The organism is Paenibacillus sp. sg306046 (genome assembly GCF_059821225.1).
This window is the reverse complement of sequence record NZ_JCAMRT010000012.1, coordinates 1-22780: the sequence shown is the minus strand read 5'-3', so window position 1 is coordinate 22780 and position 22780 is coordinate 1. Positions and strand designations below refer to the sequence as shown.

At 57.0% G+C, this 22780-nt stretch carries 21 protein-coding genes and 3 pseudogenes; 9 read left to right on the top strand and 15 right to left on the bottom strand.

Features of this window, described 5'->3' with window-relative positions; genetic code table 11:
- Positions 1-89 precede the first annotated feature (89 nt).
- From AC6ROY_RS13760 to AC6ROY_RS13745, 4 genes and pseudogenes are all read left to right on the top strand, one after another.
- Positions 90-857, top strand: coding sequence for an energy-coupling factor ABC transporter permease (locus tag AC6ROY_RS13760; RefSeq protein WP_500101098.1), 768 nt, complete (start codon positions 90-92; stop codon positions 855-857).
- Positions 854-1132 (top strand): annotated as a pseudogene (locus AC6ROY_RS13755) (energy-coupling factor ABC transporter substrate-binding protein); the annotation flags it as partial. The gene AC6ROY_RS13760 and the pseudogene AC6ROY_RS13755, both read left to right, overlap by 4 nt.
- Before the next feature lie 77 nt (positions 1133-1209).
- A complete protein-coding gene (cbiQ, locus tag AC6ROY_RS13750) occupies positions 1210-1968 on the top strand; it encodes a cobalt ECF transporter T component CbiQ (protein ID WP_500101097.1) in 759 nt (252 codons plus the stop codon).
- A gap of 2 nt (positions 1969-1970) precedes the next feature.
- The gene (locus AC6ROY_RS13745) at positions 1971-2831 is read left to right on the top strand and encodes an energy-coupling factor ABC transporter ATP-binding protein (protein ID WP_500101096.1); all 861 of its coding nucleotides are present in this window, start codon (positions 1971-1973) and stop codon (positions 2829-2831) included.
- Between the two features lie 7 nt (positions 2832-2838).
- Here AC6ROY_RS13745 and AC6ROY_RS13740 read toward each other — a convergent pair.
- The 4 genes and pseudogenes from AC6ROY_RS13740 to AC6ROY_RS13725 form a co-directional block, all read right to left on the bottom strand.
- A pseudogene (locus tag AC6ROY_RS13740) lies at positions 2839-2952 on the bottom strand (transposase); the annotation flags it as partial.
- Positions 2953-3230: 278 nt separating this feature from the next.
- Complete coding sequence (locus tag AC6ROY_RS13735; protein WP_500101094.1) at positions 3231-4640, bottom strand: MDR family MFS transporter; 1410 nt, start codon at positions 4638-4640, stop codon at positions 3231-3233.
- Between the two features lie 95 nt (positions 4641-4735).
- Complete coding sequence (locus AC6ROY_RS13730; RefSeq protein ID WP_500101251.1) at positions 4736-7228, bottom strand: ATP-dependent helicase; 2493 nt, start codon at positions 7226-7228, stop codon at positions 4736-4738.
- A 289-nt stretch (positions 7229-7517) separates the two neighbouring features.
- Positions 7518-7763, bottom strand: a complete 246-nt coding sequence (locus AC6ROY_RS13725) for an ATP-binding protein (RefSeq protein ID WP_500101250.1) — start codon at positions 7761-7763, stop codon at positions 7518-7520.
- A gap of 54 nt (positions 7764-7817) precedes the next feature.
- On the opposite strand from AC6ROY_RS13725, the pseudogene AC6ROY_RS13720 reads away from it, so the two are divergent.
- Positions 7818-8057 (top strand): annotated as a pseudogene (locus AC6ROY_RS13720) (winged helix-turn-helix domain-containing protein); the annotation flags it as partial.
- A gap of 54 nt (positions 8058-8111) precedes the next feature.
- Here AC6ROY_RS13720 and AC6ROY_RS13715 read toward each other — a convergent pair.
- The gene (locus AC6ROY_RS13715) at positions 8112-8882 is read right to left on the bottom strand and encodes a polysaccharide deacetylase family protein (RefSeq protein ID WP_500101092.1); all 771 of its coding nucleotides are present in this window, start codon (positions 8880-8882) and stop codon (positions 8112-8114) included.
- 142 nt (positions 8883-9024) lie between these two features.
- Here AC6ROY_RS13715 and AC6ROY_RS13710 point away from each other — a divergent pair, with 142 nt between their 5' ends.
- Complete coding sequence (locus AC6ROY_RS13710; RefSeq protein ID WP_500101091.1) at positions 9025-10242, top strand: hypothetical protein; 1218 nt, start codon at positions 9025-9027, stop codon at positions 10240-10242.
- Between the two features lie 101 nt (positions 10243-10343).
- Here the strand turns inward: AC6ROY_RS13710 and AC6ROY_RS13705 are convergent, their stop codons facing one another.
- Positions 10344-10598, bottom strand: a complete 255-nt coding sequence (locus AC6ROY_RS13705) for a hypothetical protein (RefSeq protein WP_500101090.1) — start codon at positions 10596-10598, stop codon at positions 10344-10346.
- A gap of 210 nt (positions 10599-10808) precedes the next feature.
- Between AC6ROY_RS13705 and AC6ROY_RS13700 the strand changes: the two genes are divergently transcribed.
- Both AC6ROY_RS13700 and AC6ROY_RS13695 read left to right on the top strand, forming a co-directional pair.
- Complete coding sequence (locus AC6ROY_RS13700) at positions 10809-11279, top strand: Lrp/AsnC family transcriptional regulator (protein ID WP_500101089.1); 471 nt, start codon at positions 10809-10811, stop codon at positions 11277-11279.
- A 255-nt stretch (positions 11280-11534) separates the two neighbouring features.
- Positions 11535-12395 (top strand): VOC family protein, encoded by an 861-nt coding sequence (locus tag AC6ROY_RS13695; RefSeq protein ID WP_500101088.1) that lies wholly within the window; start codon positions 11535-11537, stop codon positions 12393-12395.
- A 302-nt stretch (positions 12396-12697) separates the two neighbouring features.
- Here the strand turns inward: AC6ROY_RS13695 and glpK are convergent, their stop codons facing one another.
- The 4 genes from glpK to AC6ROY_RS13675 are packed head-to-tail and all read right to left on the bottom strand — an operon-like array spanning position 12698 to position 17489.
- Positions 12698-14206 carry a glycerol kinase GlpK gene (gene glpK / locus AC6ROY_RS13690; RefSeq protein ID WP_500101086.1) on the bottom strand — a complete coding sequence of 503 codons (1509 nt, stop codon included), beginning with the start codon at positions 14204-14206 and terminating at the stop codon, positions 12698-12700.
- 11 nt (positions 14207-14217) lie between these two features.
- Positions 14218-15156: a transketolase family protein gene (locus tag AC6ROY_RS13685; protein ID WP_500101085.1), complete on the bottom strand. Its 939-nt coding sequence runs from the start codon at positions 15154-15156 to the stop codon at positions 14218-14220.
- 3 nt (positions 15157-15159) lie between these two features.
- Positions 15160-16008, bottom strand: coding sequence for a transketolase (locus tag AC6ROY_RS13680; RefSeq protein ID WP_500101084.1), 849 nt, complete (start codon positions 16006-16008; stop codon positions 15160-15162).
- Positions 16009-16058: 50 nt separating this feature from the next.
- Entirely contained in the window at positions 16059-17489 is a 1431-nt protein-coding gene (locus tag AC6ROY_RS13675; protein WP_500101083.1) for an L-fucose/L-arabinose isomerase family protein, read from the bottom strand.
- A 277-nt stretch (positions 17490-17766) separates the two neighbouring features.
- On the opposite strand from AC6ROY_RS13675, the gene AC6ROY_RS13670 reads away from it, so the two are divergent.
- On the top strand, positions 17767-18804 hold the full coding sequence (locus AC6ROY_RS13670; protein WP_500101082.1) for a LacI family DNA-binding transcriptional regulator: 1038 nt from the start codon (positions 17767-17769) through the stop codon (positions 18802-18804).
- A 259-nt stretch (positions 18805-19063) separates the two neighbouring features.
- Here the strand turns inward: AC6ROY_RS13670 and AC6ROY_RS13665 are convergent, their stop codons facing one another.
- From AC6ROY_RS13665 to AC6ROY_RS13645, 5 genes are all read right to left on the bottom strand, one after another.
- Positions 19064-19693, bottom strand: coding sequence for a flavin reductase family protein (locus AC6ROY_RS13665; RefSeq protein ID WP_500101081.1), 630 nt, complete (start codon positions 19691-19693; stop codon positions 19064-19066).
- Positions 19690-20295, bottom strand: coding sequence for an alpha/beta hydrolase (locus tag AC6ROY_RS13660; RefSeq protein WP_500101249.1), 606 nt, complete (start codon positions 20293-20295; stop codon positions 19690-19692). Before AC6ROY_RS13660 ends, AC6ROY_RS13665 begins: the two co-directional genes overlap by 4 nt.
- 20 nt (positions 20296-20315) lie before the next feature.
- Positions 20316-21266 (bottom strand): ring-cleaving dioxygenase, encoded by a 951-nt coding sequence (locus AC6ROY_RS13655; protein ID WP_500101080.1) that lies wholly within the window; start codon positions 21264-21266, stop codon positions 20316-20318.
- Between the two features lie 77 nt (positions 21267-21343).
- The gene (locus tag AC6ROY_RS13650) at positions 21344-21742 is read right to left on the bottom strand and encodes a DoxX family protein (protein ID WP_500101079.1); all 399 of its coding nucleotides are present in this window, start codon (positions 21740-21742) and stop codon (positions 21344-21346) included.
- 203 nt (positions 21743-21945) lie between these two features.
- Complete coding sequence (locus AC6ROY_RS13645) at positions 21946-22395, bottom strand: MarR family winged helix-turn-helix transcriptional regulator (RefSeq protein ID WP_500101078.1); 450 nt, start codon at positions 22393-22395, stop codon at positions 21946-21948.
- Positions 22396-22780 lie beyond the last annotated feature (385 nt).

Here is a 22780-nt window from a genome sequence, read left to right as displayed (position 1 = left end):
TTGTTTGGCATGGGCGATTTATGTAAGTTAAAGGTCGATGTTTAGCAGTTCCTGTTTATGAGGTTCCTTAACGAAACGGAGGATGTACAATGAAACGGAAGAAGCTGGCCGGTACGCTGCTTCTCATTACAGGCTTTACGCTGTATTTGCTGCTCAATGAGCCGCAAACCGCCAGCGCCATGCATATTATGGAAGGCTTTCTGCCTCTGGGCTGGGCGATTTTCTGGTGGGCGATTTTTATTCCCTTCTTTATACTCGGCCTGCGCGCCTTGGTCCGCATTACACGGGAAACTCCGGAGCTGAAGCTGATGCTCGGCTTGGCCGGAGCGTTTACGTTCGTGCTTTCGGCGCTGAAAATTCCGTCCGTCACCGGCAGCAGCTCGCACCCGACAGGCACAGGGCTTGGCTCGGTCATGTTTGGTCCGCTGCCGATGAGCGTGCTTGGCTCGATTGTGCTGATGTTCCAGGCGGTGCTGCTCGCCCATGGCGGCGTGACGACGCTGGGCGCCAACGCCTTCTCGATGGCCGTAGCCGGTCCATTCGTCGGCTATGCGGCCTACCGCTGGCTGATGGCGGCGACAGGCAAGCAAAAGCTGGCCATTTTCACCGCAGCCGCGCTGGCTGATCTGAGCACCTATGTCGTCACATCCCTGCAGCTGGCGCTTGCTTTTCCGGCGGAAAGCGGAGGCATGCTTGCTTCCTTCGCCAAATTTGGCGGCATCTTCGCCATCACGCAAGTTCCGCTGGCGATCAGCGAAGGGCTGCTGACCGTGCTGATCTGGAACTGGCTGCAGGCGCACAGCACCGAGGAGCTGTCGCTGCTGCAGCGGGCGATGAAAGGAGGACGCTCCCAATGAAAAGAAGCACCCAAAACTGGCTCATTTTGATTGCCGTTGTGTTGCTGGCCGTGCTGCCGCTGCTCTTTGTCCAGGGCGAATTCGGCGGCGCCGATGGCGCAGCCGAGGAAATGATCGGCACACTGGCTCCGTCGTATGAGCCGTGGTTCTCCTCCTGGTTCGAGCCGCCGGCCGAAACCGAAAGCATGCTGTTTGCGCTGCAGGCCGCGATCGGCGCGGGCTTGATCGGCTACGTCATCGGCTTGCTGCGCGGCAAGTCGCTGCAGCATGGCAAAACCAACGACTCCACCACCGGCTCCAACTCTACCGCCAGCGGCAGCAAGAACCGCAAGCGCCCCGACTCCGCCCATTTATGATTCGCCGGATCGACGCGTATGCGTATTCGAACAGACTGCGCTCCGTCTCCCCCTTGGGGAAGGCCGGCTTCGCAGCCGTTCTTTTTTTAGTGTCCTACACCGCCCACCCAGTCGTGCAAGCGGCCGTGTTCGTCTGGATGGGGTTCGGCATTGTCGGCCACGCCCGCATTCCGCTGCGATTTTACGCCGCCCTGGTCGGTGTCTCCCTGCTGTTTTATGCGGCCAGCCTGCCTGCGCTCGTGCTGGAGCTGGATCTGGCCGCCGGTCAGCTGTATGTATCCGGCAGCGGACTTGCGCGTGCGGCAGGCTTGCTGTGCCGGACAGCGGCCTGCTTTTCGGTGCTGGCCTTCCTCATTTTGACGACGCCGGCTTCCAGCCTGTTTCAGGTGATGGACAAGCTGCGGGCCCCCCGGCTGGTGACCGAGCTGATGCTGGTCACGTACCGGTTTATCTTTTTATTCGCCGATACCGCGCAGGAGCTGTACGAGGCGCAGCAAGCGCGCGGCGGTCAAACGGGCTTCCGCGGACGCATCCGCGATACTGCGGTGCTGGTCGGCCGTCTGTTTGCGAAAACGATACAGCGCTACCGGGGCTTGTCGCACGGGCTGGCTGCCCGCGGCTTTACCGGGGACATCCGGCTGTCCCCGCTCGGCGGCGGCCGTCCGGTCCCCCGTCGGCTCTTGGGGGAAGCGGCGCTTGGACTGGCCGCGCTGCTGGCGCTGCAGGGCTGGCTGATCTGGAAGGGGCTTTTCTGAAGATGACGTATATTTTGGAAACGAGACAGCTCGTGCATCAATACCCCGGCGCGGCACTGCCTGCGCTGGACGGGCTGGAGCTGCTGCTGCCAGCCGGAAAAAAAATCGCCATCTGCGGGCATAACGGCTCCGGCAAATCGACTTTTTTTCTCCACGCGATCGGCCTGCTCCGTCCCGGCTCCGGCGAGGTTCGCTGGCACGGACAGCCGCTGTCCTACCGCGCGGCCGAGCTGAAGCGGCTCCGGCAGCAAATCGGGCTCGTATTTCAAGACCCGGAGCAGCAGCTTATTTTGCATACGCCGTATGAGGACATCGGCTATGGGCTGCGTAATGCGGGCATGTCCGAGCCGGACATCCGGGAGCGGACCGTCCGCACCCTCGCGTCGCTTGGCCTGGAGGAGCTGGCCGACCGGCCGGTTCATCAGCTCAGCCTGGGGCAAAAGAAACGCGTCTCCCTCGCCGGCGTGCTGGCGCTGGAGCCGGAGCTGCTGCTGCTGGACGAGCCGACCGCTTACCTGGACCGGCTGTCCGAGCGCCAGCTGCTCGCCGAGTTGGAGCGCGTCCATGCCAGCGGCGTCACCGTAGCGATGGCGACGCATGATATGAATCTCGCCTACACGTGGGCGGACTGGGTCGTCGTGCTGGACCGGGGCCGCTGTCTGCTGGCCGGTACGCCGGACGATGTGTTTGTCCGGCGGGAAGCGCTGCTGGCGCTCGGACTTGAACCGCCGCTGCTGCTTGAGCTGTGGCAGGCGTTGCCGGCGGCGCTGCGCGGTGATGCGCCGCCGCCCCGCAGCGCGGAGCAGCTCAAGCGGCTGCTCGCGAAGGCGGACCAAGCGACGGGCGCTGACACGCCGAGGTGACCCGCGGCGAAATGAGCGCAGGTGAAACTTCAATCCCGTACAGTCCCTGCAAATGATCCTGAATGTCCCGCGTGCTTCCACCTTTGGCGTACATCGCCGTGATTTGATCCTCAACGCCCGTACTGTCTAACCAGAAACGCAAATAGACCGCCCTGGTCAAGGTAGCGATCTATGTGCGCCGTAGAACCTATTGAAGCCTACCGCCCTTTAAAAGCGGCTATTGCTGGGAGAGTCGTGTTAGTAGCACGGCTCTCTTTGCATTGTACGCTGTCTCTGGCTATATTATAACACGTAGCCTATGAACACGTCACATAATATGTATCAGGATGTTGAGATAAATATGCAACATCCTGATATTTTTCCTTTAAAGTGTAAAATATTACAAGCGTCAAAGCCCCCCTACTGAACCTCCCTCATCTTGCTGGCCGACGGCAGAAACAGCACAGCCGCCACGTTCAGCAAAGCGATGACGAAAAAGCCGACAAATACGGCCTGGATGCCGCTGACCAGCTCCGCATCCGTGTTTGCGATCAGCTGGCTGTTAAACAGCACCCCGAAAACCGCCACGCCCACGGTCTGCCCAAGCGATCGCATCAGCGAGCTGGTCGCGGTCGCTACACCGCGCTGCTCCCAGCCGACGGCGGACTGGATCAGTACCGTTTGCGGCGTCGCCATACAGCCCATGCCGAAGCCAATGATCACCAAAATAGCTGTCATCCACCAGAACGGGGACGTAATTTGCAGCGCCATCAGCCAGACGCCGCCGAGCAGCACCAGCAGCGACCCAAGCACGATAAACGGCTTGGCGCCCAGCCGGAACATCAGCTTGCCTGCCGCCATCGCGGCAACCGTCCACGCCAGCGACATCGGCATAACCATCAGTCCGGAGCTGGTGGCGCTGTAGCCAAGCAGCGTTTGAATCCACATCGGCGCATAAATCGTCGTGCCCGTCGAAATGGCAAAGGCAAGAAACCCGCTCAAATTCGACACGTTCATCACGCTATTGCGGAATAACCCGAGCGGAATCATCGGCTCCTGCGCCCGGCCTTCGATGCGAATAAACAGCAGCAGAGCGGCAGTTGCAACAGCAAACAGCACAACGATCAGCGGCGAGCTCCACGGCAAGCTTTCGCCCCCGCTGAGCAGCGCAAGCAGCAGCGCGGAGATGCCGAGCGTAAACGCCGCTGCGCCCGCATAATCAATCCGCCGTTCCTGCCGCTCGAAGCGCTCGTGCAGGAAGCCCAGCACCAGCACAAACGACAGAATGCCCACCGGAACATTCATTAGAAAAATCCAGCGCCACGATAAGTAATCGACGAAATAACCGCCGACCAGCGGGCCAAGCAGCCCGGCCACCGACCATACGGAGGAGACCAGTCCTTGCATTTTGCCCCGCTGCTCGCCAGGATACAAATCGCCTATAATCGTAAATGTAACCGGGGCCAGCGCTCCCGCTCCAATTCCTTTTAAAGCGCGAAACCAGACAAGACTGGTCATCGACTCCGCCAGCCCGCACAGCACCGATGCGAGCACAAACAGGATCAGCCCGGTCAAGAACACGGATTTCCGGCCGTACAGGTCGGCCAGCTTCCCGAAAATCGGCGTAGCTACACAGGTGGTCAGCGTATAAATCGAAAATACCCACGTCACCATGCTTAGCCCGCTCAGATCGTCAACAATATGCGGCGTGGCCGTGCTGACAACCGTTACATCGAGCGCCCCGATAAAAATAGCGGCCATCAAGCCGAGTGTCACCAGCTTGCGGTTCGTCAGCTTCCCGGTCGGAAGCTTGGCGGTATGACTTGGCATAAACGTTCTCCGTCCCTTTTCCATAACATAGCTATGTCAGGTTTCTATGAATGATAGTCATCCTAGCAAACCTGTATCGGCTTGTCAATTGAAAGTTACTCCCGCTCCAGCAGCCCCGTTTCCAGACAGGTAACCACCGACAAGGCCTTCTCTCCGGCTGCAAACTGCACGTGAACCCGTTCGCCGCTTAGCCTTATAACGTCGCCGACGCCAAATGTACGATGGCGCACCCGCTTGCCCGGCTGCAATTCGCTGCTGTCCCGGATCGCATTTGGCCCAGGCTTTGCCAACTGAGCTGCTGCTGTCCGCACCTGGACTTGCGCGGAGCGCCCGGCGGAGCCGCTTCCATTCGCCATATCGAAGCCAGAGCGCTGCCCCTGTGCCTGCTGACCAGCCCCCGTGCTGACGCCCATTCTGGTCCCAGTCCTGGCTCCTTTGCTGGTCCGCAGCCGGCCCGCCTGTTCCCCAGCCTCGGCTCCCTTGCTCGCCCGTTGCCCGCCAGCCGACTGCCCCTCGCGCCTGTGCGCTGCCGCCGCATCCGGATCAACAATGTTCCGCACATCCGTGACAAATGGCGATTCCAGCACCTTGTCGCCATCCCGCTCCCGGTATGTAATCAGCTCCAGATCATGCTGCGCGCGTGTCATGCCGACATAAAAAAGCCGCACCGCCTCCTCCATTAACGAGCTTTCTCCATCGACCGGCCGCTCGCGGTCCTCGGCGGACGGGATGATGCCGTCGATGAGGTCAATCATGTAGACCTGTTTGAACTCAAGCCCTTTGGCGCTGTGGAAGGTTGAGCAGGTTACCGCGTTATGGCTTTTGCGGGCGCGCGATTGCTTGAGCACCTGCTCCAGATGCTTGAGCTGCCGCGCGAATTGCTCCAGCGTTTGGAACGGCTCGGCGATTTCCTCCAATGTATGCAGGATGCCAAGCAAATACGCCTTGCGAAACCCAAGCCGCTCGCACATCCGGTCGATCGCTTTATCGTAGCCCAGCTTGTCGCGGATCAGGCGAATCGCCTCGCGGGGCGGCATGTGCCGCATGTCCCGAAACGCCTCCTTGGCCTCCAGCAGCAGCTTGGGCTGGTAGTCCCGCAGCTCCACCTGCTCAACCAGCTGGTCAAACACCGAGCCTCCGCTTGCGATGCTCTTCAGCTCGGCGATCTGCCGCTTCGTGATGTACCCGATCAGCTTCATATGAATTTTCTCCAGCAGCTCGGGCCGCTTGTCGGTATACGACATCCGCATAAAGTTCAGTACATCCTCAACAACCCAATGCGAAAAAAAGCGCAAATCCGCATCCTTCATATAAAAAGGAATGCCCGCTTGATCAAACGCATGCATCAGACCGATCGCCGATGCGTTATTCCGGTACAAAATGGCGATTTCGCGCAAGTTTTCGCAGCCTGTTATCGCCCGAACGAGATACCCGGCCTGAAACGCATAGCTGCTCAGGCTGCGGACGACAATCGGCTTGCCATCCGGATTTTGCGTAAACATCCGCTTGTCGTATCGCCGTTTGTTCCGCTTGATAAACTGATCCGCTGTCCGCACGATCTGGCCGGTGGAGCGATAATTTTGTCCCATAACCAAGGTCAGCGCATTCGGGTACACGCTGCGGAATTGCAGCAAATATGACGGCTCAGCCCCGCGCCAGCTGTAGATCGACTGGTCGTCATCGGCTACCACGCACAAATTTTTGTGGCGACGCACCAGCTTCTCCACAATCGCATGCTGGACGGCCGATGTATCCTGGCTTTCATCCGTCAGCACATAATCGTAGCTGCGCTGGTATTTGGCCAGCAGCTGCGCATCCTGCTCCAGCGCCTGATTAGCCAGCGTCAGCATATCATCGAAATCAAGGAGCCGCTCCTCCCCCCGGCGCTTAAAAGCTTCATATGCATGTAAAATAGAGTCGGCCTGCCGCACCTCGCAAGGCACAGATGCCCACTCCTCCGGGCGAAGCATTTTGTTTTTGACCAAGCTGATGTAAGTCGTCAGGTCCTCCATCTGATCATCCGTGATCACCCCGCCGACAATATCGGTGAACAGCTGCCGCAAAATAAGCTTTTTGTGCAGCGGAAGCTCGCGGCGGCCATTGCTGTCAAGCAGCCATGGCTGATGCTGTCTTTGCTGCACCTGCTGTCCTTGTTGCACCTGCTGCTCCTCCAGCCGCCCCTCCAAAAGCTCCTCTTCCTGCTGCTCCGCACGCAGCTCGCCTTCAATAATCCGGTACGCCGTCCCCGTGCGTCGCATTGACTCTCGCACCACCCCGAAGGCGAAGCTGTGAATCGTGGAAAATGGAACCGGCGGCAGCGCCGGAAAAAATCGCGCAAACCGCTCCTTCATATCAGCCGCTGAAGCGCGGCTAAACGTTACCGCTTTGATCCGCGAAGGATGTACCCCTTTTTCCTCCAGCAAATAGCCGATTCGCATAATTAGCGTCGTCGTTTTCCCTGAGCCCGGCGAAGCAAGCAGCAGCAGCGGCCCTTCCGTTTGGACGACGGCCTGCTGCTGCACCTGATTAAGCTTGACGCCGATTTCAGTGAATTTACGTTGGAAAAACCGCTCCTCCGCTTGCGTCACAGGCTTCTCCTTGCCGGTTAGCCGCTCCAGCTTTTCATGTGGCTTTTCATGTAGCTTTTCAATTGGACTCACATCTGACTTCTCCTGCCGCTTGAATCCATTCAACTGCCCTGTTCCATTCTGTCGATCCATTGCTCCGCTTGCCCCTTTGCCTGCCGCTTCCGTTCTCCGAGCGTTCTGTGTTCCCCAGTATAACACATCCCGTCGGGGGCAGCAGCGTACAAGCCTTCATTCCGAATTCACAGTCATGGCAAGGGAACAACAGGTGCTTTTTTGGGAAGCCCGTTACTCAAAAACGTACAGCGGAAGCATGAAATAGAAGGTCCTGCCCACTCCCGCTCTCCACATGGATGCTCCCCTCATGATATTGGACGATTTCTTTGGCGATCGCAAGGCCAATGCCGCTCCCCTGAACCGCCTGCCGATCATACTTATCTCGGAAGAAGCGGTCGAATACAATATGGAAGCGACTCCTCCTGAATGCCTGCTCCGTTATCCTGAACGCGTATGGTGAGCTGGCCGGCAAGATCGTCATCGCCATTCCATTCCTCCAGCGCACAATGTATGCAAATTTTGCCCCCTGCCCCAGGCCAAGGAATTCAAGCTGCTGTTCCATCTCGCTAAAAATCCAAACCGGGTATACAAAAACGAGCAGCTGTTTTCGCTGCTCTGGGATGACGTCCATATGGGTGATACGCATACGGTCATGGTACATATTTATAATTTGCGAAAAAAACTGGAGAAGAATCCGGCAAAGCCTCATTATATCCGCACCATTCGCGGCGTTGGCTATAAATTTAATGATAAGTCTGCCGAATTCATAGAATAACCCGCTTAGCGCTAGAGACTTAGTTGATAAAACTCATCAAGCTGATAATCTCCTTCACTTTTCTACCGTCGTTGACTTGCGGTAGCTTAACAGCTCCGTAACCGTGACAAACTTGTAACCCCGGGCCTGCAGCTCAGGCAAAATTTGCTTCAGCGCCTCCACCGTCTGCGTCCGGCCCTCGACGTGATCATGAAACAGCACAATATCGCCATTGCGCGCATGGTCAAGCACCTTGCGGACAATCCGCTGCACACCCGGCGTATTCCAATCCTCGGTATCCTGATGCCAGGACCACATTACGACGAGGTAGCCGGCTTTTTTCGCCGTACGCACAACATGCTCGCTGTAATAGCCGCCCGGCGGACGAAACAGCTTTGTCGTTTTGCCCGTCACTTCCGCAATCACCCGCTCCGCTTTGACGAGCTGCTCCTCGATTTTCCGGTCCGGTATATTCTTTTTGAAATACATATGGCTGTACGTATGATTGGCAATCTCATGACCTTCGTCCACTTCGCGTTTGACCAGCTCCGGCAGCAGCTCGACCCGCTTTCCGACGACGAAAAAGGTCGCCTTGGCTCCATATTGCTTGAGCAGGTCCAAAATTGCCGGCGTATCCGTCTCGTCCGGTCCGTCATCAAAGGTGAGCGCGATCACCTTTTCCTCGCTGGGCACCTCCCAGACGACCTCGCCACGGTTTTCATAATAAAGACGGCCGTTCGATTGCTTGCGCGGCGCAGCCTCCAGCTGAGGTACGCACAGTAAAGTCATCAGCAGCAACGTGATCAGTATACTTGTGAATAGGCGCATGAATAAACGCAGGCGCATGTCGTATCCCTCCTTGAACAAGCTCACTTAGGATGAGCCTAGACGGGATAAACTATGTTCCCTTTAAGTTCCTGCATGAGTTCACCGAATCCGGCAAACGCTGTAGCTCATAACCATCCTTATGTTGTGGAGGAGCATTGGAATGATTCGCAAAACCTGCCGATTCGGGCTTGCTCTGGCTCTGACGGTCTGCCTGATTGCACGCACATTTACTTGCGCCGTTTATGCCGCCGACAAAGACAATTCTGCTGCGGTACTGATTGTGAAATCTTCCACACAGGCTGCCCTGGCGTCGGAGCTTCCATTAGATGCCGCACGTCTGAGCCGTGCGCTGACGGCGGCGACTGAGACTGAGGAGCATTCAGCCCTTGAGCCGACCGAGCTGCCCATCTCGGATGTACAATTAAAGCTGCAGCGGAACGGTCAGCTCGCCCAGTATTGGATTGGCGGGCAAGGCGAGCTGTACGAAGCGACGTCGAGCCGAGCGCTGTGGCCGGACAGCGCGACACGCGCTTATTTGAAGGAACAGTCCCGTCAGCTCAGGACGGCGCATTACGGCAAGCGGCTGCCCTGGGAGGAGGTCAGCCGGATCATGCCCAAGCTTTCGACCTTCGCCTTGACCGATGTCGAGACTGGGCTGACCTTTCAGGTGCAGCGCCGCGCCGGACAGCACCACGCCGATGTGCAGCCGCTGACCAAAGCAGACAGCGCCGTGATGAAGCATATTTATAACGGAGTGTGGAGCTGGAAGCGCCGGGCTGTGCTGGTCCAAACCGCCGACGGCCAGCGGCTGGCCGCCTCCATGGCCGGAATGCCGCATGGAGGCGACGGCATTCCGGATAACGAGTTTAACGGACATTTCTGCCTGCATTTTCTGGGCAGCACAACCCATGGCTCCGGTCAGGTGGATCTGGAGCATCAGCTTATGGTGTACAAGGCCAGCGGCACATTGAACGACTATATGCGGCAGGCCGAAGCGGAGCAGGTGGCTGATCTGTATATAGCCGCGCTGCATCTTGGCGATCCGGCGCTGCTTGCCGCCAGCCTGGGCAGCCTGAACCATCCTCAGCTAAGCCCGATGCGCCAGTGGATGGACGGAATTACGGCAATCCGGCGATCCTCCCCTCCTGCTCCGGCCGGGCGGCTTCGAGCATTTCCCGGAACGGGACAGCTTGCTGTGGACTTGCCCATGCAGGTTGAGCTGGCCCGCAAGGATGCGAAACCCGAGCGGCTGACCCTGCTGCTGCGTATGCGCAGACCGACCGTGCTCGATAGCTGGCATATCGAATCCATCGCGATGCAAACCGGCGGTGTCGGCTTGTCGCCTGGCAAGGGCGGGCAGCGTACAAAGCGGAAGTAAGCTTGTCACTGTCGCTTGAAGCTGACTTCAGATAGCCAACAAGCTACAAGCTAACCGCGCTGAGCGAAGGAAGCGGCATAAAGCTGGAACAACCTGGAAGCTCAGCTGCCTGCCGAAGATGCAAAAACCTGACGGCAGCCCTTCACCGTCAGGTTTTGTTGAATAGGACGCAGGCCTGCTATCCACAAGCTGAACGCCGCTGTCAAACGATTTTTCTTTCCGCTCCGGTCATCATCATGCCGCCGGCTATTGCCGCAATCAACCATCTGGTCCGCTTCATCGCTCCACCCCTCCCTGTTTACCCTGCAATTAACCGCATAATACCAAATTGAAACGAAAATCAGTTCTTCCTTCACGTTATATTAACTAACATAATATCCGAATCATAAAATTTCATATATTTTCCTGAAAGGCTGTTTAGATTAGCGGAATCATGGATGAAATTTAGGATGCCGCATTGAAAACGTTGGATTTACGCGATATATTTAGGGTATACGGGAAATGAATGAAGCCGTTCTCTTTCATTCGGCAAGAAAAAGGTAAATTGTGGAATGGGGCTGACTGCCATGCAACATAACCCATCTAGGGTAGATATTGATGATATCGACAGAAAAATCATAAATGAACTAACTAATAACGGAAGAATATCTTACACAGAATTAGGGAAAGAAATTGGGTTATCCCGCGTCGCTGTCCAGGCCCGCATTCATACGCTAGTGGATAGCGGTGTAATTGAACAATTTACAGCCGTTCTGAACCCGGCCAAAATCGGCATTGCCGTAACCGCCATTTTCCATATTGATCTGGAGCCGCAGCACATGCAGGAGGTCGCAGAGAAGCTGTCCGCCGAGCCGGTCGTCACCAACCTGTACCATACAACCGGGCCAAGCAAGCTTTACATGCATGGATTATTCGCGACCAATCAGGAGATGGAAACGTTTCTGCGAGAAAAGCTGTATTCGCTGCCCGGCATTACAAGCGTCGATTGCCAGGTGCTGATCACACGTTACAAAAGCCGCATAGGCTTACCTTTATAAGCTCATTATTCTTTATTTCAGCGCGCTAAAAAGGACCTTCCCCATTGAACTGCTCCCCTTTAAGTAGACAGGTTTAATGAATAAACCTCTACTTGACGGGGTGCAGTCAATGGAATCGGTCCTTTTGGCGTCGAGTCGTACATGCCATGCTTTAAAAGCGGCTCACGGATCGAGCCGTCCGAGGCCAGAGTTTGACAGCCACAAATCACTATAATATATTTAATTACAAATAGTAATTAAAAGGAGCAAACTGCCATGTCCCATCCTCTTCCAGATGATCTGAAATTAGGACCGGTTAAGCTCAAGGTGTCCGATTTGTCGCGTTCTTTAACCTTTTACCGCGAGGTCGTAGGCCTCGGACTGCTCTGGGCCAATCCCGGCGAGGTGGGCTTGACAGCTGACGGCCGCAGTCCGCTCGTTATTTTGGAGGAAGACCCTTCGGCCAAAGTAACGCCCCGCCGCTCGGCTGCCGGGTTGTACCATTTCGCGCTGCTGCTGCCGACCCGTCGCGATCTCGGCGCGTCTCTGCATAATTTGATTCGTTCAGACCTTCATATCGGCCAAGCCGACCATCTGGTTAGCGAAGCGTTATATATTACCGACCCTGATCAGCACGGCATCGAAATTTATTGCGACCGCCCGCGCGACACCTGGCAGCGGGACGCCAACGGCCAAACCATCATGGCAACCGACCCGATTGACTGGGACGGCTTGCTGGCGCTGGCGGCCGATGTGGAGTGGGACGGTCTGCCGCAAGGCACCGTGATGGGCCACGTCCATCTGCATGTCAGCCAGCTGCAGGCTGCCAGGCATTTCTACTGCGAGGTGCTCGGCTTTGACGTTACGGCCGATGCCAGCTCCCATGGCGCTCTGTTCGTATCAGCCGGCGGCTACCACCACCATCTCGGGCTGAACATCTGGGCCGGGGAGCATATCGCGCCGCGCGCCGAAGACGCAACCGGGCTGATCTTCTACACGCTTGTATTCCCGGAAGCCGCTGACCTGCAGCATACGCTGGATCGGGTGCGCGGGCAGGATATCGCCGTGACCGAGCAGGAGGACGGCTGGTACGTCACCGATCCGTCGGGAATCACCGTCCGGCTGACCACAGCCTGATCGTTAGCCTATGTAAGAAAACCTCTACCGAGGCCATTCAAGGATGAGCGACTCTTAAGAAAAGCTTCTATATCGAAGCCGTTTCGGTAAAGCTGCATTTGCGTTTTAAAAGTCCGAAGTCACAAACGAGTCCCCCTGCTCTGGACACTTAGAAAAAGTGTTTAACGCAGGGGGACCCGTTAAAGTGTCCGGACTCTTCCGTATTATCAGGTTATCCAGTGTTTACTGGGTAGCCTTTTTCTTTGCTGCCCATAGCGACGCTTGTCCGGCAGGCGCAACTGCGCAGAGCCAGCCAGGCAGCGTCAGGCTTGCGCCCGCTGAGCCAGCACACCCGCCACGGCGCGTTTCCAGCCTGCCTGCGCCCGCTCCCGTTTCGCCGATTCCATCGCCGGCTCATAATGACGGTAAGACCGCGGCAGCAACGCAAGCTCGTCGGTGGATGCCCACCAGCCGATACCGATGCCGCCCAAATAAACGGACCCCATCGCCGACAGCTCGGCGACGTCAGAGCAAATCACCGTCCGGCCGAGCATATCGGCCTGAAACTGCATCAGGACGGCGTTAGCGGTCGCGCCGCCGTCTGCGCGCAGCTCCTGCAGCGTCGCGCCGGACTCCGCCTGCATCCATTCCACCGCATCGCTGACCTGGTAAGCGATGCTTTCCAGCGCCGCCCGAACCAGATGCGCCCGCCCGGTCCCCCGGTGCATGCCCATAAAGGCGGCCCGCGCATAAGGGTCCCAGTGCGGCGCGCCCAGCCCGACGAAGGCCGGCACCAGATAAACGCCGTCGTTGTCCGGCGCCTCCTGCAGCAGCCCGTCCAGCTCCTCGAAGCTGCCAAACAGGTTCAGCTCATCCCGCACCCACTTGACGCTGTCGCCCGAGCTGCGAATGACTACCTCCAGCGCATACGTCACCTTGCCGCGCGTGCCCCAGGCAATCGCCGTGACCAGCCCGCTGCGGGCAGGCGGCGGCTGCTCGCCCACGTTCATCAGCACCGAGGTGCCGGTGCCGTAGGTCGCCTTGGCCATGCCCGGCTCGATGCACAGCTGTCCGTACAGCGCTGCCTGCGAATCGCCGATGACACCCGTAATCGGGACGGATTCGGCAAACAGCTCCGGATCAGCCGTATGTCCATACACCGCATCCGAATCAAGCACCTGCGGCAGCAAACCGGCCGGCACGCCGAACAGCCCGCACAGCTCCTCGTCCCACTGCAGCGTGTAAATGTTAAACAACGACGTCCGACTTGCATTGGTATAGTCCGTCGCATGGACCTGTCCGCCGGTCAGCTTCCAGATCAGCCAGCTGTCGATCGTGCCTGCGAGCAGCCTGCCTGCGGCCAGCAGCTCACCGACGCCATCCACCCGCTCCAGCATCCAGCCCCATTTGGCCGCCGAGAAATACGGGTCCAGCAGCAGGCCGGTTTTGGCCTGCACCGTCGCCTCATGTCCGTCCGCCTTGTAGGCGGCGCACTGGTCTGCGGTACGCTGGCATTGCCAGACGATCGCATGATGCACCGGCTTGCCGGTCGTTCGGTCCCACAGGACGGCTGTTTCCCGCTGGTTGGTGATCGTGAGCGCGGCAAGCTGACCGGGCGTAATCCCGGCCGCCTGCACCGCCTCGCGGATCGTACGCTTCACCTGCTCGTAAATTTCCAGCGGATCATGCTCCACCCAGCCCGCCTGCGGGTAATATTGCTTATGATCAGCCGCCCGCTTGGCCACAATTGCGCCTTCGCGGTTTACGACCAGCGCCTTCGTCCCCGAGGTGCTCTGATCCACCACGACCAAATAATCCGTTGTCTTCGTCATGCCTAGACCTCCTACTTGCCAAGCAAATCCAGCGCCATACGTTTCAACTGCTCCGCCTGGATGCCGTAATGGGCGAACACCTCCGCCGTTTTGCCTGCAATAGCCGGCTCATCCGGAATTCCGACAATGCGCATCGGAACCGGCTTGTGCTGCACGACGACTTCGGCGACGGCAGCACCCAAACCGCCATGAATGCTGTGCTCCTCGACGGTAATAATCCCGCCGGTTTCGCTGGCAGCGCGCAGCACAGCCTCCTGATCAAGCGGCTTGATCGTATGCATATTCAGCACGCGGCACGCTACGCCGGCTTCTTCCAGCGCGGCGGCGGCATCAAGCGCCACGCGGACCGTTTCGCCAGCAGCGATGAAGGTAAGCGCCTGGCCCTCGCGCAGCGTAACTGCCTTGCCCAGCACAAATTCGTAGTCGTCCGATTCGTACACGTCCTCGACCGCATTGCGGCCGATGCGCATGTACACGCCGCCTTGATGATCGACGAGCGCTTCCGTCATCTTTTTCGTCTCATGACGGTCAGCGGGCAACACAACCGTCAGTCCGGGAATGGCTCGCATGACCGCCAAATCCTGCACGGAATGATGCGACATGCCGAGCGCCCCGTAGCTGACGCCTCCGCTGATGCCGACCAGCTTGACATTTGTATTGGAATAAGCGACATCCACTTTAATCTGCTCGATGCTGCGCATGCTCAGGAAGCAAGCCGGGGAGGTCACAAACGGCTTCTTTCCGGAATGGGCCAGCCCCGCCGAGATGCCGACAATGTTTTGCTCGGCGATGCCAACCTCGACAAATTGATTCGGATACGCCTTGGCAAACGGAGCCATCGCCGCCGAGCCGCGCGAGTCGCTCGCCAGCACCATGATATCTGAATCGCGCTCGCTCAGCTCCAGCAAAGTCTCACAGATAACCTGACGGTTAGGTATCGTATTTTTCATCGGCTACAGCACCTGCCCTTCCTGCTTGATCTGCTCCAGCGCGGCTGACAGCTCGGCAAGCGCCTGCTCCAGCTCCGCATCATTCGGCACGTGATGATGCCAGTGCGGCACATTTTCTGCGAAGGAGACGCCCTTGCCCTTCACCGTATTCGCCATGATAAGCGTCGGCTTGCCGGTACGAGCCGGGGCCGCTTCCAGCGCCTCGACCAGCTCCGCCATATTGTTGCCGTCCAGGCTGACGACATGCCAGCCGAACGCCGACCACTTGTCCTCCAGCGGCTCCAGCCCCATCACGTCCTCCGTCGAGCCGCTGATCTGCAGCCGGTTGCGGTCGACGATTCCGACGAGATTGTCCAGCTTGTAGTGAGCGCCGGCCATCGCCGCCTCCCATACGGACCCTTCCGCCTGCTCGCCGTCGCCCATCAGGCAAAACGCCCGGTAGCTTTTACCGTCCCGCTTCGCCGCCAGCGCCATCCCGATCGCAACGGCCAGGCCGTGGCCGAGCGCGCCGGTATTCATTTCGATGCCCGCAACCTTGTTATTGGGGTGTCCAATGAGCCGGGTGCCGAATTGGCTGAACGTCTCCAGCTCTTCGCTCGGGAAAAATCCGCGATCGGCCAGCACGCACCACAAGGATTCGACCGAATGCCCCTTACTTAATACAAAGCGGTCCCTCTCGTCCCACTTGGGCCGCTGCGGATCATTTTTCATCACCCGGTAGTACAGCGCCGTAACAATGTCGGTATTGCTGAGCGAGCCGCCGGTATGCCCGGTTTTCGCTCTGTGAATCATCGTCAGCAGGCTCATGCGAATCTGAATCGCTTTGGCTTCCAGCTCCTTGATTTGCATCATGTTGTGCTCCTCCTTGGCTTTTTCCTTGGACTTTCCCTTCGTCTCTCTGATCAGCCCTGGCCTCTGAGCCATGCCTGGATTTGGCTTTCCGTCGGATCGACAGGGTCAGCGGTCAGGCCGGGGATGTATTGACAGGCTTCATAGAGAGCCGGAATAACATTAGCGTGAATACCGACCGCATGATGCACATAAGGGCCTTTGACCAGCTTCTCCTCCCACATCGGCCAGTCATTCACTTCCACCCAAACGTAGGAGCCGCGTGTGTACGGGCCTTCGATCCCTCTCGCTTTGCCAAGAAACATCTGGTATTCCCCGTGATCGCCGTCGAAGCGGGCCAGTGTCATGCCGCCGCCGCGAATTTCCCCCTCATGCGTGCCCGGCGAATGATCGTCGAACAGGAAGTGCTTGCGCAGCTTGGGTCTGTTTTCCACCGACAGCGACACCGGGAAGTTGCCGCAATGGAACAGCAGCTCGCCGTTGGCGTTTTCCGGATGACGAACCGTCAGATCGGCGAAAAACGTCGGCGCTTCATTCATCGTCGCGGCCTGTACCATCACGGATGTAATCGCGCCGTGAATATCCGTCTCACAGGTCACGGGAATTTGCTCATCCGTCAGGATGGCATTGGCCAGACAGGGCATAATCCCCATCGCTGTCTGGAGCGAAGCCCAGCACTGGATGGCAATCGCCGTGCTGCCGGTTTGCTCGGCATATTGCTTCATCGCCACTTTAAGCGACGCAATCCGTTTTACATCATCCTCGGTCACCTCGGACCAGTCGAGCTTTTCCTTGATATAATCGACCGCAGCCTTCAGCTCCGGGCTGTTGCCCTTCTCGATGCGGCTGGAGGCGCGCTGAATATCAATCAGTGTAATCGGATGCAGCTCGATACCGAACCGCTCCAGCAGCTCGCCTTCGTTACACATCATCGTCCAGAACGAGGACGGGCGCGGCCCGATTTGCAAAATTCGCAGGCTGCGGAACTGCTTGACAACATTAGCTGCGCTGACGAAGTTGCTGAAGCCGCGCTCAAACACAGGATCATTCAACCGGCTGTTCGTCACATACGAAAATGGAACGTTAAACCGGCGCAGCACCTTGCCTGTCGCAAACAAGCCGCACTGCGTATCGCGCAAACGCATCCCATCCTCCAGCGGAGCCTCGTCTCGCGGACCCCACAGCAGCACCGGCTTGCCGAGCGCCTTGCCGACCCGGGCGACCGTATCCTCCGTACCGAAATTACAGTGAGGAAAAAAGACCGCATCGACATTTTCCCGTTTCAGATGGCTTGCGATCTGCTCCGCATTGATGTGATCGTCGTAGAGCAGCCCTTCCGAGTTCAGTCCCTCCAGATCCACGATGTCAATCGGCAGTCCAAAGCTTTCGATTTTCTCCCGGATCATCACCTTGTACTTGAATGCATCCTCAGCGCTAAACACAAACCGTCTTGTCGGAGCATAACCGAGCTTCAATCTTTTCATTGTCCAAACCCCTCCATAATCAACTAAATTTCACTTCAGAACAACTAAACTAAACGTCGGTTCATTTCTTAAACTAAACTAAAATTAATTTTGATTTTTAGAAGTAAATACATCGTATCATGCTGTTTTTTAAGCGTCAATCCCTAATTTAGTTCGTAATAACGCTGCCAAAACTAAACTTTTTAGTAAATATCACAACCTATTGCACGAACCCTTATTAAATAGTAGACTAAATTCACTAAACACTTTTCGATTTCCGGATTGGAGCGCGTGCAACGTGAAAATGGAAGACATCGCTAAACTGGCCGGCGTATCAAAATCCGCCGTCTCGCTCGCCCTGAGCGGAAAGACAGGAATCGGCCCTGAAACCAGAGAACGGATTTTACAGGTGGCCAAGGACCACGGCTATACGCCGAAAGCAAGAGCGTCCTCCGCCGATTTGTCCGTGAAGTCGTTGACCTTTCTTGTGTTTTCAAATTCAGGCATCGTGCTTGAGCAATATTACCAGCAGCCCTTCTTCCGAGAGCTGATTCATTTTATCGAGGACCGGTGCCGGTCCAAAGGGTATTCACTGCGTTTTGCGACCATTCATCCGGAGCATATGGAGCGGGATATTCGCGCACTGGCTGAGGAAAAGCAAAGCGACGGGGTTATTTTGCTGGGGACAAATCTCAGTGTGGAAGCCATTCGCGACTTATCGGACGAGCTCGGTCCGCATTTCGTCGTCCTGGATAATTGCTTTGAGACGCTGCCGGTTCATTTCGTCGGGATCAATAATTTTATGGGGGCGTACCAGGCCGGCACTCATCTGGCCGACATCGGTCATCGCAGCATCGGATATATCGCGTCGCATGACCGCATTCATAATTTCGAGGAGCGCAAAAACGGCTTTCTCGCCGCCTTGCGGGAACGGGAGCTTGCTGTTGCGCCGGAGCACTACTTTTCGGTTGCGCCGACAATGCTCTCATCGCAGGAGGAGCTGAAGCAGCAATTGCTGCCTTTCCTGCATGCAGCCCGGCCGCTGCCGACCGCGCTGTTTTGCGAATGCGACTACATTGCGATCAGCGCGATGAAAACGTTGACCGAGCTTGGTCTCCGGGTTCCGGAGGACATCTCGGTAGTCGGCTTCGACAATATTTCCGAGGCGCTGATCGTCTCCCCGGAGCTGACGACGGTCCATGTGGAGAAAAAACGGATGGCCCAGCTCGCCGTTGATCTGGTGGTGGAATCCATCGAGCAAGGCCAGGATGTGCAGGCCAAGGTGCGGGTCGATACTCGGTTTGTCGAGCGGCTTTCTTCGAAGGCGCCGAGTTGAACGACCACGTTGGCGAAAAAAAACGACCTGCTCCTTTTGAAGGAGACGCAGGTCGTTTTTTATGCTTGCTAAAGGTCCGCCTTTAACGCAACCACCTCGGACTCGAACAAACCCCTTGCTTAGGCGATAACGGTATATCATGCCGGAGCTGGGATTTACAGACTTGCAAGCGCGGTCATTCAAGCCCGATTCGAGCGAAATCATCATCTCTACACGTCCAACGGCCGCGCCGCTTAACTTCAGGCCAAGCCCTCCGTACTTACGGCTGCGGCCGGTCAACCGCAAACAGCTCGCCCAGCTTCGCATAATAGCTGCCAGCCAGACGGCTGACCGGGCGCAGCTGGTCCGACCGAATATAGCCGTGCTCGGCGTCGTAGATGTCCTCGCTGAGATGGAATCGCACGATCCGGCCGATCAGCAGATCGCAAGCAGGCTGGCCATCTGGACGGTCGGTACCGCCCAGTTCCAGACTATGCTCCAGCACACATTCCATGCGTACCTTCGCCTCCCGCAGCCCGGGCACCGAGATGCTGTCACTGGCGACAGTTGTGAATCCGGCCCGCTCCAGCTCGCTTTCGTGGGGCGGCAAGTTAGCGGCCGTTTCATTCATCGGCAGCACGATGGATTCGTCGGGGATATGAACGACAAAAGCTCCAGTATGCTTCGCATTGCGTGCCGTATCCTTCATCTCGCCCTGCTTGCGGCCTACAGAAATCGAAATAAGCGGCGGATGGCTCGATACAATCGAGAAATAGCTGAACGGCGCGGCGTTCACGACGCCTTCGCTGGATAAAGTTGTCACAAGCGCAATCGGCCGGGGAATGATGCAGCCGGTCAGCAGCTTATAGACGTCCCGCTCGCTTCGGGTAACCGGATCAATCGCGATCATAGGCGGTCACCCAGCCAGGCTGCGGCTGCTTCAACCTCCGACGACGTCAACTGGTGACCGTAACGCTCCCAGTGAACGGCAACATCGGCTCCTGCGTTAACAAGCAGCTGCTGCAGCTCCTCCGTTTCAGCAGGGGAGCAGATCGGATCATTGGTTCCGGCCCCGATGAACACAGGCGTACCCGTCAGATCCGGGAGTGCAATACCGCGCCGCGGCACCATCGGGTGATGGAGAATGGCCCCTTTTACCACATCGGGGTAATGGAACAGCAGGCTGCCGATCAAATTCGCTCCGTTTGAGTAGCCGACTGCAATCACTTTATGGCGGTCGAAGCCGTAGTAGGATGCAGCTTCATTCAGAAACTCCGCCGTTTCCTTCGTCCGGAAGACGAGATCGGCTTCGTCAAATACGCCCTCGGCCAGCCGTCGGAAAAACCGCGGCATCCCGTTCTCCAGCACATTGCCCCGTAAGCTCAGCACCGATGAACCCGGCGACAGCCGGGCGGCAAGCGGGAGTAAATCCCGCTCCGTACCGCCTGTTCCATGCAGCAGCACCAGCGTCGGAGCGCCGGGATCGGCGCCCTGTACAAACAGATGCTTCATCGTAAATTCCTTGGACATGGTCATTGCAGCTTCCCCTCCACAATCCGGACTTCAATCGGGTGCAAATTCGCTTCAATTTGTGCGCGATGCGGCTCATACCACGCAGGCAGCATCAATTTTTCGCCCATCGTTTCCGCAGATTCATCATGGGCAAAGCCTGGAGGATCGGTGGCGATTTCAAACAGCAGCCCGCCGCCCTCGCGGAAATAAATCGCGTTGAAATATTGCCGGTCAATGATTTGGGTCGGGCGGTAGCCGTGCTCCGCAGCAAGCTGCTGCCATTCGGCATGCTCCGTGAAGTCTTTGGCCCGCCAGGCAATATGATGGACCGTACCGGCGCCGCCGTGGCCCCAAGCCATCGCCTCCAGCGGCACATCAATGATGTTGCCGAGCTCGCCGACAGCCCGGAAGCGGGCATAGCCGCTGTCCTCGCCGACTTTTTCAAGCCCAAGGGTCCGCTGCAGCGCATCTGCCGTTTTTGCCGGATTTACGCTGAACAACACCGCTCCGCCAAAGCCTTTGATCGCATGCTCAGCCGTAATGCCGTCGAACGTCCACAAATTCGGCTGGCCCTCGGCGCGCTCCACAAGCTCCAGCCGCAAGCCCTCGTTGTCGGACAGCTGCAAATACGTCTCGCCGAACCGGGTCACTTTCTCTACAGGAATGCCGAACCGCTCCAGCCGGCTCTCCCAGAAGCCCATCGCTCCGACCGGTATTACATACGTCGTAATGCCGACCTGTCCGCCGCCGATTTGTCCTTTCGATGAACCTGGCGCAGGGAAAAAGGTGATGATCGTCCCCGGGCTGCCGTTTTGATCGCCAAAGTACAGATGGTAAACCTCCGGCGCATCAAAATTAATCGTTCTTTTCACAAGCCGCAAGCCGAGTACACCGGCGTAAAAATCAACGTTTCCCTGTGGATCGCGAGCGAATGCCGTAATATGGTGAATGCCTGCTGTTTGCTGTGTCATGATAAATTCCTCCCTGGAATGAGTATTAGAGTTCCGCTTGTTGTTCGAAGCTATGAGCTATTGCAGCTTAATTCTGATCATTTCAGCAACGCGTCCAGCGACAGCGTTCCGGCTCCGGTTAACGCAAGGCCAATGACGACCGCAATCAGCACCAGCGGATATTCATAGCCGCCTGCTGTTGCCCAGACTCCGTTTTTCCCGTGTACCTTAACAATCGCACCCAGCATCGCAAGTGTCAATAACAGAGCTGCTATTGGCATACCCAGCCCCGCCGCAAACAAAACGCCGCCGACCAGCTCCATCAAGCCTGCCAGCACCGCCATGAGTACCCCTGGCCTGATGCCGACTGACTCCATCCAGCCGCCCGTGCCTTTCGGACCGTAACCGCCGAACCACCCGAACAGCTTTTGCGCGCCATGCCCGACAAACAACAACCCGACAACTAATCTGATCACAAGTAATCCCAATCCCATCATAACTTAACAGCCTCCTATTGTTTTGATTTAATAATCTTTAATTTAAGATATATGACAGAGAAAGCTGTCTCATGACACCTTCTCGCGTTTGTGCGCTTCAACCTTTTGGCAGCTTGTTAGCCTCTCTTTCTTGCAGACCGCTGCAAGCGCGCTTCCTTGAAGCTTTCATGAGGACATCGCCTCACCGTAAGAGGCCGTCCCTGCTAGCTATCTTCGATGCTTTTACCCCATTTTTTTAACAAACGGATCGCTTCCTGCTTCTCTTCATGATCCAATGCCTGGGTCCAGCCATGAATAGCCGCCGCGTGCTCGGGAAAAATACGGTCGAACAGCTCGCTGCCTGCAGACGTAATCTCGGCGTAAATGACCCGCCGGTCCTCCTGGCAAGGCACACGCTTCAACAGCCCTTTTTTCTCCAGCTTGTCAATATTATACGTGATGCTGCCGCTCGTAATCAGCACCTTATCGCCGATCTGCTGCAACGGAATTTTACCCTTCGTGTACAGCACCTCGATAATCATAAATTCCGAGGGAGACAAGCCGTATTTCTTCATATCTTTGACCGCTTTGTCCATGATCGTTTTGTAGGCTTTGGACAGAACCACAAATGCTTTCAACGAAGCTGCTTGCTCGTCATTCAGCCGCTGTGTCACCGTGCTCACCTCCCTGTATTTCTTTGATTTAATTATCTTAAATTAAAGATAAACGATTTGCTGCGGAATGTCAATACCCTTTTAACGAAACCTATCCGCTTATCTGCGAGCCTGTCTACTTATTGTTCATTAGAGAAAAAGCCGCCCCAGCCGGGCGGCTCTTCGCGTGTAAGCAATCGTACGAAACCTAATAGGAATCAAATGATAGCAGCTTGCTCAATCAAAGTAGCTCTGTCGGCGCTCTGGATGACACTCGCCCGAAAGTACGCTCTACTACTGTTTTACGCTCTACTGTTTTACGCTCTACTGTTGTACGCTCTACTGTTTATACGTCGTCAGCAACCGTTTCGCAACGCCCGCAGGCGTGGCAAAGCTTTCGTAAATC